At 64.7% G+C, this 14,828-nt stretch carries 8 protein-coding genes; 1 reads left to right on the top strand and 7 read right to left on the bottom strand.

The window, feature by feature from the left end:
• On the top strand, positions 1 to 719 hold a 719-nt coding region (locus ACG04R_RS27775; RefSeq protein WP_394417839.1), incomplete at its 5' end, for a hypothetical protein.
• 313 nt (positions 720 to 1,032) lie between these two features.
• Here ACG04R_RS27775 and ACG04R_RS27770 read toward each other — a convergent pair.
• The 7 genes from ACG04R_RS27770 to ACG04R_RS27740 all read right to left on the bottom strand — a co-directional run bounded on the left by ACG04R_RS27770 (position 1,033) and on the right by ACG04R_RS27740 (position 14,800).
• Positions 1,033 to 1,716, bottom strand: coding sequence for an H-NS histone family protein (locus tag ACG04R_RS27770; protein WP_394417836.1), 684 nt, complete (start codon positions 1,714 to 1,716; stop codon positions 1,033 to 1,035).
• A gap of 117 nt (positions 1,717 to 1,833) precedes the next feature.
• Complete coding sequence (locus tag ACG04R_RS27765) at positions 1,834 to 2,502, bottom strand: thermonuclease family protein (protein ID WP_394417833.1); 669 nt, start codon at positions 2,500 to 2,502, stop codon at positions 1,834 to 1,836.
• Positions 2,499 to 8,432: a DUF3320 domain-containing protein gene (locus ACG04R_RS27760; RefSeq protein WP_394417830.1), complete on the bottom strand. Its 5,934-nt coding sequence runs from the start codon at positions 8,430 to 8,432 to the stop codon at positions 2,499 to 2,501. Before ACG04R_RS27760 ends, ACG04R_RS27765 begins: the two co-directional genes overlap by 4 nt.
• A gap of 191 nt (positions 8,433 to 8,623) precedes the next feature.
• The gene (locus ACG04R_RS27755; RefSeq protein WP_394417827.1) at positions 8,624 to 8,899 is read right to left on the bottom strand and encodes a hypothetical protein; all 276 of its coding nucleotides are present in this window, start codon (positions 8,897 to 8,899) and stop codon (positions 8,624 to 8,626) included.
• A 62-nt stretch (positions 8,900 to 8,961) separates the two neighbouring features.
• Positions 8,962 to 12,132, bottom strand: coding sequence for an efflux RND transporter permease subunit (locus ACG04R_RS27750; RefSeq protein WP_394417824.1), 3,171 nt, complete (start codon positions 12,130 to 12,132; stop codon positions 8,962 to 8,964).
• A complete protein-coding gene (locus tag ACG04R_RS27745) occupies positions 12,129 to 13,604 on the bottom strand; it encodes an efflux RND transporter periplasmic adaptor subunit (protein WP_394417821.1) in 1,476 nt (491 codons plus the stop codon). The genes ACG04R_RS27750 and ACG04R_RS27745 overlap by 4 nt, the downstream gene beginning before the upstream one ends.
• Positions 13,601 to 14,800 (bottom strand): TolC family protein, encoded by a 1,200-nt coding sequence (locus ACG04R_RS27740; RefSeq protein WP_394417818.1) that lies wholly within the window; start codon positions 14,798 to 14,800, stop codon positions 13,601 to 13,603. The genes ACG04R_RS27745 and ACG04R_RS27740 overlap by 4 nt, the downstream gene beginning before the upstream one ends.
• Positions 14,801 to 14,828 lie beyond the last annotated feature (28 nt).

Here is a 14,828-nt window from a genome sequence, read left to right as displayed (position 1 = left end):
CGACGAGGCGGGCTGACCGAGCTCAGCGCTACAGTTGTCCACAGCCGGCGTCAGCCGATGCCGGCCCCAAGCCCTGGGTCAAAGTTCAATCGGCAGGGTGGGTCAAATTTAGATCGGCGCCAACACGAACGGCGGAATACGCCATCCTGCCACCCCTTCTCGCCTATCTGAGGCAGAGGTTCGGCGCCGCTGTGCCGATGTACTTCTGGGCTACACGCGAGGGCAATAGCGTCGCTCAGGAGCGGCACTCGGGTCGACGGTTCCGGGTGCTTGTCGTGTTTGCTCGGCGGCCCAAGGTTCTCGACGGTCACCACATGCTTGGGAAAATTAACCGGGAGCTGTTCGAGTTTGCGGACCGGGCAGGCAAGCACCGAATACCCAGCGTGGCTGCGTTCCCCGCCGTCAGCGACCTCTTCGAACTTGGTCGGGACTTTCACACCTACTGGTTCCCGCTTGCCGGCCTGCCGCATCAGGATGCAGTCTTCAAGGTCTCTCTTTCGAGGCCAGACCTAAGGCCAGAGCCACTCGACGGCTTCCGCCTGGAGCCCTGGGAGCTTGAGGATGTGGGAGATGCCGTGGAAGTTGCGCCCGTGCTGACCTGGCGCGATGGAATGTGTGCGATTCGGGATGTCCGGCATGCACACCGAATCGTCCCTGACATGGGTTTCATCGGAGGTGGCAGCAGCTACATGCCCGTCTACGTTCTCGTGCCAGAGTGAGCGGGTATTTACAGTCCCAGTTGGCGTGAAGCTCTCAATCCGGCCGTCTGCGACGTCGTGGCTACCCCTGACCAGCGATTTCAGCCTATTCCGGCACCCCAGAGGCGCCCTGGTGGCGCGTCAAACGTAGCCGGATTCGAACTTGGCCGGCCCTGCAGTCGACTTCCGAACCCGACTCTCCGACCGTCTGAAGCCGGAACCGCCTGGGGCCCCTTTGGCGACGGGCTTCGGCTGTGGCCGTCTTCAGGTCGGCAAAGCTCGCTCGAGCCTTATGAATGCCAGACGTTTGAAGACGGTCAGACCCTGAGGTGCTTCAGCTTGAGGCCTGCTCAGCAACTGCCTCGGCTGTGGCCGGCTTCGGGGGGGCACTTTTCTTGGCTACTGCCTTCTTGGCGGCCGTGCCTGCCTTGACTGCCGTCTTGGTCGGCGCTTTACGGGCGGGCTTCGCGGCGCCAGCCGCCTTGGTTGCCTTCTTCGCCGGTCCAACCTTCTTCGCAGGGGCCCTCTTGGCTACGGCAGTCTTTGCTGCAGCAGACTTCTTCACTGCTGCAGACTTCTTGGCGGCAGTGGGCTTCTTCGCAGCCTTTGCTATGGCTCGGGGCTTACGCCCCACAGCCACGCTTGCGGGTGCTTCGGAAGCCGCAGCGCTGCCAGCCTTCTTGCTTCCCACTAGGAACTCATCAAGCGAGTGCCCCGCATCAAGTGCGGCATGAATCCAATTCGGACGCTTCCCGACGCCGTGCCAGGTGTTGCCCTTGTCGTCCGCGTACTTCGGCGGCTTGGCCGCGCCTTTCGACTTGGCTGGCGCTGCCTTGGCGGGTGCCGTGCGACCGTTTCCAACGTACGCGCCGTCGGTCGAGCTAAACAGTTGCTCTGCGGTCAGGCCGTGCTGCGCAATCTCCCTCCGAATGCGCGCGATGACGGTGGACTGAATTGCGGCTGCTTCTTTCTGCAGCTTCTCAATTTGACCCATGATTTTCGAGAGGGACTTAGCCATGCAACGACTCCAAGTGATATTGCAGGCGAGAGTCTAGGTCGCAAAGACGCAAATCACGGGGGCCGTCCTCAAATGCTCTTGCATGTGCAGTTCTGGAACTGGCCCGCCGACCCGGACTCAATGATGCCGAGACGTCAAATACTCCTTGTGGCCAGCCGCATTGACGATGTACTTGCCCCCGCGCGGACCCGTGTGGACTGTCGTGTTTGCTTGGCTTGAAGGTGGAGCTCTAGAGCCCGATGCTGGCGCAGAGGCCTGCATCGCGGTGACCTTGGCAGTCTTTCGGAACTCCCACGGAGGAACCGCAGGCGACGCCCACAAGCCTGTGTGTGACACCTTGGCGCTGGACTCGATGTTCAACAGCTCTGGGCGCCTTAGGTACATGCGGTAGGCCCACGCCATCCCGTGTTCGACCATCACGCGCGAGACGTCACGCCCCTCACATGAAACGACACCCACAATGCGCCCGTACAGATCAGTCGTTCGCGTTTGGACCTTTGCCCGTTGTTTGAAGCACAGCGTCGACAACTCGCGCTTGGCCGCCTGGCCGAAGGGCTGGCCCAGCTCAGGCGCGTCAATGTCGGCGAGGCGGACCTGCACCTGCTTCTTCTCAGCCGTCAGGAGCGTCAGCGTGTCGCCATCGTGGACCCCGACGACCAGACCTGTGACCTCCTGGGCCGCCAAGTGTGAGGACACGCACAGGGCGGCGAGTGTGGCAAAGAGCTTGAGCATCTGCACAGCATTGCCCGCTCTCGATCCGCCGTGGCAGTCGCGCCACTCCATCATGGGAGCAATCGAACCTGGTCCCCCTCGACCACGACACGACCTCGCTCAGCCAGATGCGCGATGGCCAACATGGCTCGGGCCTCCGCATCAGCAGCAACCCGGTTCATCCCAAGCATCTTGCACGTCGTACGGGCAAGCTCCTGGCGGCTCGTGCCGCCAGCCTGGTCGAGGATGTGCCGCATCACGGCGCCCACCTCTTCAAGCGCGACCTCGTCGATGTGGCGGCGTGAGTTCTCGTCGCCGCTGGACACCCTGAAGTCCGCCCAGTCTGACGGGTTCACGTTGGCGGGCCAGAAGAAGGTCTTGTCGCCATCCACTGTCTTCACGAACCGCGGAAGGGCCAAGCTCTTTAGCCTGTCGACGATGCGCGAACCGGTCCGTTCCAGCCCCCAGGCGCGGGCAACCCGCTTGTAGAGCACACTCTCCAGGATCGGGCCCTCCAGGTCCACGACACGGGTCAGGTGGTCATGCAGAGTGGTGGTCGAGTACGGCTCGTAGAACGCATCCGGCGCACCCAACGGGAGAACCGTCACTAAGTAGGGCTTGAGCAGGTTCTCCGTGGGAACAATCTGCGCGCTTACCTCGGCATCCTGCTCTCCTGGCTCGGCATCAAGAGGCGCAGCTTCCTTGGCTACCTCTGGCCCGTCGACCACTTCGTCAGGGTCCTGGCTGACCAGCTCCTCAAGCTTTGCCTGTAGCTTCTCAAGTTCGCGCTGCGGATCGAGCCACCAGTCGGTCGACCAGATGCGATGGATACGCCAGCCGAGCCCCTCAAGGACGTGCTGCCGCAGGCGATCCCTGTCGCGTGCGGTAGCCGCTGAGTGGTAGGTCGCTCCATCGCACTCCACGCCGAGCAGGTAGCGGCCAGGTGCCCTGGGGTCCACGACGCCGATGTCAATGCGATAGCCCGAGCAGCCGACCTGTGGGTGCACATCCCATTGCTTGTCGCGAAGCATGCCGATGACGGCCGTCTCGAATGGGCTGTCCGGCGCCAAGCCGGTGGGCATGGACTGCTCGACGAGCGCACGCGGACCGCGTCGGGCGAATTCGAGGTAGTGCTTCAGGTCGCGAACGCCAGCCGCCCGGACCTTGGCAAGGTCGATTTGCTCCGGCTTCAACGTGCTGAAGATGACGACGCCATGCCTAGCCCGCGAAATCGCAACGTTCAAGCGCCTGTGGCCCCCCTCGGAATTGAGCGGCCCAAAGTTCATCGTCAGCTTGCCAGCTGCGTCTGGACCGTAGGTAATGGAGAACAAGATGATGTCGCGCTCATCGCCTTGGACGTTCTCGAGGTTCTTGATGAACAGCTCTTCCGACACCTTTTGCGCGAGCACTTTGTCCAGCTTTTCGTTTGACCTGCGCCTCGCTTCAAGAAGCGTGGCGATGAGCGACTGCTGCGTCTGATTGAAGGTGACGACGCCCATAGTCAGTCCGCCGCTGCCCTCCTTGAGGTAGTGCTGCTCGATGGCGTTGACGATTGCATCTGCTTCAGCACGGTTGGTGCGCGACCCCCCGCGGTCGTAGGCACCTGCCACTGGTTGGAAGCGAACGGCCACGTCTGCGGTCACCGGCGACGGGAAGGTGACCAGCTCTGAGTCGTAGTAGTTGACGTTGCTGAAGGCAATCAGGCTCTCGTGTTTGCTGCGGTAGTGCCACTTCAGGGTTAGCCGGTTCATCCCGGCGCCAAGACACTCGTCGAGGATGCTCTCCAGGTCCTCGACCTGCTGACCGTCACCGCCGTCACCTTCATCCGTCGAGGAGCGGTTGAAGAAGTTCGTGGGAGGTAACTGTTTCGGGTCACCGACGACAACGAGCTGCTTGCCGCGAGCAATCACGCCCACGGCGTCCCACACCGCAATTTGCGAGGCTTCGTCGAAGACCACCACGTCGAACTGCGAGTGGCCCGCCGCCAGGTACTGCGCCACGGAAAGTGGCGACATCAGCAGGCACGGCTTGAGCTTCGGCAGGAGGGTGGGCAGCCCCTGCATCAGCTGGCGCACGGGGAGGTGCTTGCGCTGCTTTTGCAGCTCACGGCGTAGCCTGCCCATCTCGCTGTCCGCCCCGACGACGGCACTGGTCGCTGTCGGCACCTTCCCAGACAGCGTGGCAGCGATGTACGCCTGCGTGAGCTTCTGGAACCTGGTGTCGGCGTCGCGGAACTCGCGAATCTTCCGTTCGTGGTCCGCGCTCGAGAAGGTGCGGAGCACGGGTTCCTTGTCGACCGCACGCTTGAGCCACCAGCTGCGATAGCTGTACTCGAAGTGCCCCGCGACATCGGCCAGGGCGATCCGGCCGCTCTCAACAGACTCGACGACGCCCTGCAGGCCCTGGGCGATTGCCTGCGAGCGCACGCCACGCCACAGGCACCACGGTTGGATGGCTCGTCGTCCGTGCTGCCAGCTCGCCAGGAGCGACTGCACTCGCGGGATGGCACCGTCGGCTTGAACGTCACCCGCCAGTGGTGCGGTGGGCTTCGCCACCTCGTTGAGCACGGCCAGCTTGGCCTGGAACTCGCGGTACGCATCGCGGAACTCCAGCAGCTTGCGTCCGGACGCCCCGGCAGGCCCCAGCACCGCACGCTGCTCGCCGACGAGCGGACTCAGTGCCCGCTGGATCGCCTCGGCGCGCGCAGCATCCCCGGCTGCAACTCGAGCTACTGCATCGGCAAACGTTCGAGCCCAGGCGGCGTGCCTCTCGACAGCGTCCCAGTCGGTCTGCACGCCCGAGTAGGCCTCGTCCAGCAATGCCTCGGCGTCAGCGTGCAAGCCTCGGAGGAACTGGTCCTCCTCGTTGACGTCGCCCAAAGGCTTCAGCGCGGTGGTCAGAGCTGCACCAGACGGCGGCCGAGAGTCCTCACGAACTGCAGCCAGCTTCGCAAGGATGCCTCGCTTGGCGAACCAGGACTTCGGCCACCAGGCGTTGTTCGCGGCTGTCCACTGCCCGTTCAGCTCCGCGCCGTTCAATTTCGCAAGGTTGGGAGTCCAACCAGGACCCACCAGTGCCCAGTGCTGCTGCCGTGCTCGGCCGTGCTTCACAAGCGTCTGAACCCGTGTTCTCGTCGCCGTGTTATGCGCCTGCTTCGCGAGGGCGACCGGAACCTTCGGTGCCGCCAGAAGTACGTCGGCCAGATGGTCAAACGCCGCAAGCCCCTCAAGGCTCTGGCCGGTCGGCGCTTCGCCCAGCAGCGTGGCGAGAGGCTCCGTCTTGTCCTTGAGCGTGCCGGCGGCTGAGCCGGCCGCGGCGACCGCGCTTTCGAACTCCTCCTGCCAAAGAGGCGACCAATCGCTGTGACCAACCAGCGCGAGCGGGTGGTTGTGCAGCATCGTCAGCGCCTGGCCAAGCGCAGCGATGCGCCGTGTCGTCTCGCGCAGCTTGTCCAGCTCAGCATGACTGTGCGTGTTGGGGTCCGCCCATGGCATGTGCGACGCCGGCGTGCCAGTGTTTGCAATGCAGGTTCCGATGGCCGAGTAGACGTCCAGGCCGTTGGGGTGCTCATGGTGAAGGGCGTCCACGAGCCCGTTGAGTTCCATCCTTAGAGCGGCCAACCGGTCAGCCTCGCGCTCCCACTCACTGGCCGTCTTGGTGCTGCTGACGTCCAGGGCCTTACCGAGCTGGGCCAGCACCTCCGTCTTCTTGGTCTTCGAGGAGTGGAGCTCCAGGCAGAACGGCGCCAGGCCAACGTCAGTAAGCCGCCGGTGCACCACCTCAAGCGCCGCTACCTTCTCGGCGACGAACAGGACGGTCCTCCCCTTGGCCAGCGTGTTGGCAATGATGTTCGTGATGGTCTGGGACTTGCCAGTGCCAGGAGGCCCTTCGAGAACCAAGTCGCGCCCCGAGTCGACGGCGCAGATGGCTTCGAGCTGCGAGGAGTCCGACAGCATCGGCGCACGGATGTCCTGCGGACGGTAGGCATCGTCGAGGCGCAGCCTCTCGGTCGACTCCGGCGCGTCCGTCGTGAACGCCTCTCCCGGGTGCTCGATGAGATGTTTGACGACGCGGTTGGCCTTGAGCTGCTCCGTTCGGTCCTGCAAGTCCTTCCACATCAGGTACTTGGTGAAGCTGAAGATGCCAAGGTGGGCTTCCTCTCTGACCTCCCACTTCGGCAGCTCACGGGTGGCCAAGCGGAAGGCCTGCAGGATGCGGGGCACGTCCACGCCGCTGTCATCGGTGTGCACCGTGTCAAGGCCGGTGGTGTTCAGCTCGAACGCGCTGCGCAGCAGCTGCAGCAGCGTTGGGTTGATGATGGTCTCGTCGTCATGCCGGGTCAGCCGGTATCCGCTGCGCACCGATTGCCGGCTCAGCGTCACGGGCACCAGAAGGATGGGCGCCAAGTGGGACGCATCAGCCTTGTCCGCCTCGGTCCATCTCAGGAACCCAAGCGCGAGATAGAGGGTGTTGGCGCCGCCTTCCTCCAAACCCGTCTTGGCGGCCGTGAGCAGCGAAAGCAGGTTGCCGTCGAGACCCTCCGTGCCCACGCGGGCGATGAGTTCCTTGTTCGGCAGCGCGTCGCGAGCCATGTCGTCGAGCGGTGAGCGCCCGGTGCGCATGGCGTGCACCTGCGCCGAGCGCGGATCGCTGCCCTCCATGAGCGCGGGCAGCGGCTTGATGCGGAACTCTACGCCGTCGGCGAGCCCGTCTTCCAACGCGCCCAGGTCCGGCGCCACCAGCTGCAGCGTCGACTTGGTCGTCTTGAAGTTCAGCAGCTTGTTTCGCAGCGTCAGGTCCAGCAGCTTGGCCTTCCACTTCGCGAGGCGTCCTTCAGGTGTGTCCTCAGCCGCAATCTCGATGGGTGCCAGGTACGCCGGATCGAGCGGCGGCAGGTCCGGCGTCTGCTCGATGTCATCCGGTGCGCTGGCCTCGTCGGTGTCAGCGCTCTTGGCGAGGGTCACGCGGCTGGGCAGGGGCTTGATTTGGACGCCCCGTGCCATGAAGACGTCCACGCCGAACAGGAATCCATCTTCGTCTCGCAGATGCTCAAGGCCGCGCTCAAGCGCAATCCGAAGGGAAGGGCGGTGGCTGTGATGTAGCGCGACGCCTGTCGTCTCGAAGGCCAGGAACTCGCCGCTGTCCATTCGCTTGCGGATTTCCTGGGCGTCCTCGACCAGCGGCTGGCTGAACGATGCCTGATGGAGCCACACACCCACCCAGGCGTGCCCCTGCTTGATGAGCACCACTGGACGCAACCCGGCCTGCTCAAGGCACGAGGCGAACAGCATCGCAAGGTCGAGGCAGGTAGCGACCTTCGACTCGAGGATGCGGTCGGCAGTCCGAATCTTCTGTCCATCGCTGCCAAATGACGCGGGAGGCTCGGCGTACTGCAGGTTCTCTGCGGCCAGGGTGCTGTAGAGCGCCGACACCTGCTTCCACACGACGTCTCTGCTCTTGGACTGGTAGCCGTCCATCGACAGGTCGGGATGGGACTTCCGCAAGAGCTTGGACGCCTTGCCGACCAGGACGTCGACGGCTGGGTTGTTCGGCATCGAAAACGCCGCCAGCAGCTCGGGGAGGGCGCGCGTTCCCGCCCATTGGTCGTAGGCGAGGACTTGAACGGGCTGGTTGTGGTGGAACAGCTCCTCGGTGCCGCGGAGCACGGTCGCGGTGATGGAGGCCGACATGCCTTCTTGCAGGTCGGAGAGGTAGCTGTGGTCGGGATGAAGGTCGAGCGGCGAAATCAGGCGCGACTCGCCTGGCGCAAGGGACTCAAAGCGAAGCTTCGTGCCGCGGGCGAACGAGGGGTTGCAGGCGACGAGCACCTCCAACCCTTCAAGATGCTCTTCGGTGCCATTGGTCAATCGGAGCGAGCGCACCACCGGGATGGCGTTCTGGATCGACGCATACCCGACCGTTGGGTCAGCTTGCAGCTCGACACGGATGGTGCCGGCAGGTGCACTTGGTGTCTCTGGCGCCTGCGCCTGCAGCGTCTCGTCCATCACGACTCCCCCTAGTTTCTTGTAGTCCAACAAGATGCTGCACCGCAGATGTGTTGGCTAGGGGAAAAGCCCGAGGCAGGGCGCCGCTCACGCAAAAAAGGGCCCGTCCGGTCGTCCCGAGGGCCCAACGCTGTCCGTCAAGGACGCCCAGCAACTGCTCTGTACGCGCGCCCGCGGCGCGCCTTGGTCGGTCACGCTGTCACCAGCTCCCTACGCAACATCTCCACCGACGACATTCGAGACACCCGCTCGGCCTGGCTCGCTTCGTGCACACGCCGCTGCGTAACTGACCTCGCCAGCATGCCCTGCAGTTCCTCACTCCCCGCAATGCGGCGCTGCGCTTCCCGAATTGCCGGCGCGAACTCCGGGCTCAGCCTGAGCTTGTGCTCGAGGAGGCCATCGTGCCGTTCGGGGAACACCCGCCACCAGGCGAGGATGCTTTCAGGGTCATTGAGGTCGAGCAGCACGTTGGCTCCGTAGGTCGGTCGCCCAGCTTTTGAGCGCTCCGAAACACTGTACGGAATAACAGCTATTTTGGCAACCCATCGCGAAGCAGCCGTCCTCCCGGATGCACTTTGAGGGTGAATTCCCTACGGCGCAACAGAAGCCAGGCCGCAGGCACAACCAGCATGCTCAACAGTGGCGCTGTCACCATGCCCCCCACCATCGGCGCAGCGATTCGAATCATGACTTCCGAGCCAGTCCCGTGACCGAACAGGATCGGAAGTAGGCCCGCCATAACAACCGCCACCGTCATTGCCTTTGGCCGCACCCGCAGCACTGCGCCTTCACGGATGGCGGCAAGCAAGGTCTCTTCATTCTTGGCGTCTCCCGCAGCCAGCCGCTGCTTCCATGCGTTCTGGAGGTAGACCAACATCACCACTCCAAACTCCGCGGCCAAGCCGGCCAACGCGATGAAGCCCACAGCCGTGGCCACCGAGATGGCATGCCCGAGTGCCCAGATGAGCCAGAACCCGCCCACCAGCGAGAACGGGACCGCGGCCATGACGAGTGCCGCATCGCCCGCCGAGCGGAACAGCAGGTAAAGCAGCACGAAGATGACAGCCAAGGTGACCGGCACGACCACCTTCAGCCGCTCGGTGGCGCGTTCCAGGTACTCAAACTGTCCCGACCAGGAGACGGCATAGCCTGCAGGCAGCGCCACCTGCTTGCTGACAACCTCCTGCATCTCGTGCACGACCGAGCGCAGGTCTCGGCCACGCACGTCCACGTAGACCCAGCCCGAGAGCCGAGCGTTTTCGCTGCGGATCATGGGCGGCCCCTCCTCGACGGAAATGCGGGCGACATCCTGAAGCAGCACGGTCGCCCCCTTCTCGGTGACGAAGGGCAGCTGGCGCAATCGCTCCAGCGAATCGCGCACCTCCCGTGGGTAGCGCACGTTGACAGGGAAGCGCTCGCGGCCCTGGATGACCTCGCCGACGTTGTCGCCACCGATGGCGGTGGACACCACGGCCTGGACATCGGCCACCGACAACCCGAAGCGCGCGGCAGCGGCGCGGTCGACGTCCACGTCGATGTACCTGCCGCCGGTCAGCCGCTCGGCCAGCGCCGACGACACACCGGGCACGCCCTTCACGGCGGACTCAATCTGCGTAGCGAGTCGGTCGATGGTCGCCAGGTCAGCGCCAGCGACCTTGACGCCCACCGGGCTCTTGATGCCGGTGGCCAGCATGTCGATGCGGTTGCGGATGGGCGGCACCCAGACATTCGACAGGCCAGGCACCTTCACGACCTGGTCCAGTTCCTCGATGAGTTTGTCCGGCGTCATGCCGGCGCGCCACTGGTCGCGCGGCTTGAACTGGATGGTGGTCTCGAACATCTCGAGGGGCGCCGGGTCAGTGGCAGTGTCGGCGCGACCCGCCTTGCCGAAGACCCGCTCGACCTCGGGCACCGTCTTGATGAGCCGGTCCGTCTGCTGGAGCAGCTCCGAAGCTTTCGACACCGAGATGCCGGGCAGGGCCGAAGGCATGTACAGCAGGTCGCCTTCATCTAGCGGAGGCATGAACTCGCCGCCCAGCCTCATGACCGGGAAAGCGGTCACGGCCAGCACAAGCGCAGCGACTACCAACGTGGCTTTGGGGAAGCGCAGGACGGCCTCCAGCGCCGGCCGGTAGATGGCGATGAGGAACCGGTTGAGCGGGTTGGCAGTCTCCTTGGGGATGCGACCACGGATGAGGTAGCCCATCAGCACCGGCACGAGAGTGACCGAGAGCCCCGCTGCGGCAGCCATCGCGTAGGTCTTGGTGAACGCCAGCGGCGAGAACAGTCGGCCTTCCTGCGCTTCAAGCGTGAAAACCGGCAGGAACGACAGCGTGATGACCAGGAGCGAGAAGAACAGCGCAGGGCCTACCTCTACCGAGGCGTGAGCGACAAGCTCCCATCGCTCGGTCACCGTCGGCTGTCGGGCGTGCTTTTCCTCGAAGTGCTCAAGATGCTTGTGCACCGCCTCGACCAGCACAACTGAGGCGTCGACCATGGCGCCAAGGGCGATGGCCACGCCACCCAGCGACAAGATGTTCGCGCTGACGCCTTGCCAGTGCATCACGATGAAGGCCGTGAGCACGCCAACGGGCAGCGTCACGACCGCTACCAAGGCTGAGCGCAGGTGGAACAGGAACACCGCGCAAACCACCGCGACGACGACGAACTCTTCTATGAGCTTCACACGCAGGTTATCCACCGCGCGGTCGATGAGCTTGGAGCGGTCGTAGGTCTCGATGACCTCGACACCCTTCGGCAGGCTGGGCTTGAGCTCTTCCAACTTCGCCTTGACCGCTGCAATGGTCGTGCGTGCGTTCTTGCCCGAGCGCATGACGACCACGCCGCCCGTGACCTCACCTTCGCCATCCAGTTCGGCGATGCCGCGACGCATCTCTGGGCCGACCTGGACCGTCGCGACGTCCCGCAGCAGCACCGGTGTTGCCCCGGCAACGCTCAGTGGGATGGTGCGGAAGTCGTCGAGAGACTTCAGAAAGCCCTGGGAGCGCACCATGTACTCGGTCTCGGCCATCTCCACGACTGAGCCGCCCGACGACTGGTTGGCCTTCTGCAAAGCCTGGATGACCATGGCCTGCGTGATGCCAACCGCGCGCATGCGGTCGGGGTCCAGCACCACCTGGTACTGGCGCACCATGCCGCCGATGCTGGCGACCTCGGACACGTCCTGCACGGTCTTCAGTTCGAACTTCAGGAACCAGTCGTTGAGGGCGCGCAGCTGGCTGAGGTCGGAGTTGCCAGTACGGTCGATGAGCGCGTACTCGTAGACCCAGCCGACGCCAGTCGCGTCCGGTCCCAGCACTGCCGTCGCACCTGCAGGCAGACGTCCTTGCACTTGGCTCAAATACTCCACGACACGCGACCGAGCCCAGTACGGGTCTGTCTTGTCGTCAAAGAGGATGTAGACGAAGGAGTCGCCGAAGAAGCTGTAGCCGCGCACGGTCTTGGCGCCTGGCACGCTGAGCATGGTGGTCGTCAGCGGGTAGGTCACCAGGTCCTCGACCACCTGGGGCGGCTTGCCCGGGTAGGTCGTTCGCACGATGACCTGGGTGTCCGAGAGGTCCGGAAGCGCGTCTACGGGTGTTCGCGCCAACGACCACAGGCCCGCAGCGACCAGGAATGCCGTAGCGATGAGCACAAGAAAGCGGTTCGTGACGGACCATCGAATGAGCGCGGCAATCACTTGGCGCCTCCCATCCGCTGGACGGAGACCAGCTCGTAGCCGTCGCCCTGCTTCTTGAACTCGAAGTGGATGGCGTCGCCGGCCTTCACGTCAGCGAAGGCCTTGAGGTCTGCCCTGCGAAAGTGCATCGTCATGGCGGGCCACTTCAGCTCAGGCACAGGGCTGTGGCTGATAGTGAGGCCGTCCGCTTTGACGCTCTCGACCTTTCCCTCGGCGCTGTAGACGGCAGGCACCGCCATCGCTGGTTCGGATGCGGGTTGCGCAGCGCCCATGGCACCAAGCACGGACTTCAGGCGCGCCTCGGAGTCGATGAGGAACTGTCCGCTGGTGACAACCTCGTCGCCTTCGCGCAGACCTTCGAGCACTTCGAGCTGGTCGCCCAGGTCGGCGCCGAGCTTGACCTCGCGTGGCTCGAACGCGCTGCCGTTCTTGCGCACGATGGCCACGGCCCGCGTGCCCGTCCGGATGACGGCTTCGGAGGGCACGACCAACCGAGATGTCGTAGCCCCTGCGACCTGCAGGCGCAGCAACATCCCCGGCGTCAACTTGCCGGAACGGTTGTCGACCTCGAAGCGAGCCTGCAACGTGCGCGTATTCGCGCTGACCTGGGGAAGGATTTCCTTCAACTCGCCGCTGAAGGTCTGCGAAGCGTCAGCCTGCAGGACCGCCTTGACCTTTTGGCCACGCACGAGGCTCACGGCTTGGGCCTCCGGCACTTCGGCCACGGCCCACACCTTCTCAAGGCCGGCAATCCGGAAAACGGTCATGCCTGGCGAGACGGCGACACCTTCGCGCACGCCCAGCTCGGCAACCACGCCACCTGCAGGAGCGCTGAGTGTGAACCGCGCCTGGGCGGTGCCAGTCTCTTCGCTCTGGCGAACAAGCGCGTCTGGGATGGACATGGCGCGCAGCCGGTCGCGCGACGCTGCAATCAAGTCCGGGGCGACGCCAGCGTGCTTGAGCGCCAGCAACTCGTTCTGTGGTCCGAGCCATTCGGGCGCGAAGACAGTGGCTAAAGCCTTGCCCTTGCGGACCTGTTCCATCGGCGCACGCACGGCCAAGCGTTCGATGTAGCCGGCAACGCGGGTCTGGACGGCGACGTTCAACCGCTCGTCGAACTGCACCGCACCCACCGCGTCGAACGACGAGGACACGTCGGTCTTCTTGACGACAGCAGTCCGCACACCGAGGTTCTGCTGCACCGTCGAGCTGACTTTGACGCCGCCGTCGCTCGCCTCGTCGGCGTAGACGGGCACGAGCTGCATGTCCATGAATGGCGACTTGCCCGGCCTCTCGAAGCGCGGGCCTGGGACCATCGGATCGTGCCAGTACAGCGGCTTGCGCTCTGCCGAGGTCGTGGCAGCGTCCGGCGCGGACGCGGTGGGTTGAGTCGAACGGCCGGCGTAGAACCCGCCGACGGCCAGTAGTGCGCCGCCTGCGACCAGCGCGGCGACGAGAGTTGCGCGCTTCATCGGGCGGCTCCTTCGAGGATGGATTTCAGAGCAAGCTGAGCCTGGGTCTTGGCCAGGTCGCGTTGGAGGGAGAGCAGCTTTCGCTGCGCCTCGACCTCGGCGTGTCGAGCCTCGAACAGCGTCATAAGGGGAGCCTGGTTGGAGCGGTAGGCCGCCAAGGCCGCCTCCGTGCGTTGCTGAGCAGCGACCACCACCAACCCTCGGTAGCGCTCGATGCGGTCGGCGAGGCGCTTCGCGTCGCTGGCGAGGGCTCGGTATTCGCCGATGGCCATGCGCGTGGCTTCGGCCAAGGCAGCCTCTGCCTTCTCGGTCATGGCCAGCTTGGACGCGATTTCACGGTCCTGTCGCGATGCCGGCGCGATGGTCAATGGAACGCTGACGCCGAACGAGACCATGTCGGGATAGCCAGCGCGCTGGCCGTAGCTGACCTCCCAAGACCAGTTCGGGTTGCGGCTGGTTCGCGCCAGCTCCGCCTCTCTGCGGGCCAGCTCGGCGTCCAGTTGAGCGGCAACCACGGCGGGATGGCTGGCCACATAGGCTTGCTCTTCCGGTATCGGGAGGCCCGCTGGTGCGGCCAGGTCATCGGCTTGGGCGCCCACCCAACGCTCCAAGGCGGCGCGAGCGGTGGCCTGCTGCTGTTTGACCTCGGCCGTCTCGTCCTCTGCGACGCCCCTGGCGCCGGTCAACGCAAGGACTTCCTGACTGTTGCCGGTCGCGGAGGACAGCCGGGCGCGTGCGGCCTCGAGCTCCTCGTGGGCATGGTGCTCCATCAAGGTAGTGAGCTTGAGCGTCTCGCCCATGAACCAGGCGTCGAGGTAGGCCAGGCCGGTCTGGAGGCGAACTTCTGCCGCAGTGGACTGCACTGCAGCAGCTTCCCGCCCGACCATCGCGTCCGCGGCCGCCTGTCGCGCGGCACGCTTCTCGGCAGATAGCCATTCCTGGCTGATGCCGACGCGCTTCATCGTCATCGAGTCCCGCGAGCTGAACCGGTCAACGCCGGAGATGGGCAGGTTGTCGACACCTGCGCGCAGGACCGGGTCGGGTAGTTGGCCAGCGGCGCGAGCGGCCTCGGTAGCACTTGCCGTGCCGGCGCGGGCAGCGTGGGTGGACTCGGAACGCTGAACGGCCAGCTCGAGGGCTTGGTCAAACGTGAGGGGTGCTGCCCAGCACAGGACAGGCAGCAATGCGGCAGCCATTGCGACTGCTCGCAGGAAACGTGGTGAT

The organism is Pelomonas candidula, from assembly GCF_043555985.1.
In the GTDB taxonomy this organism is placed as follows: Bacteria; Pseudomonadota; Gammaproteobacteria; order Burkholderiales; family Burkholderiaceae_C; genus Pelomonas; species Pelomonas candidula.
This window is presented reverse-complemented; position numbering and strand designations above follow the sequence as displayed.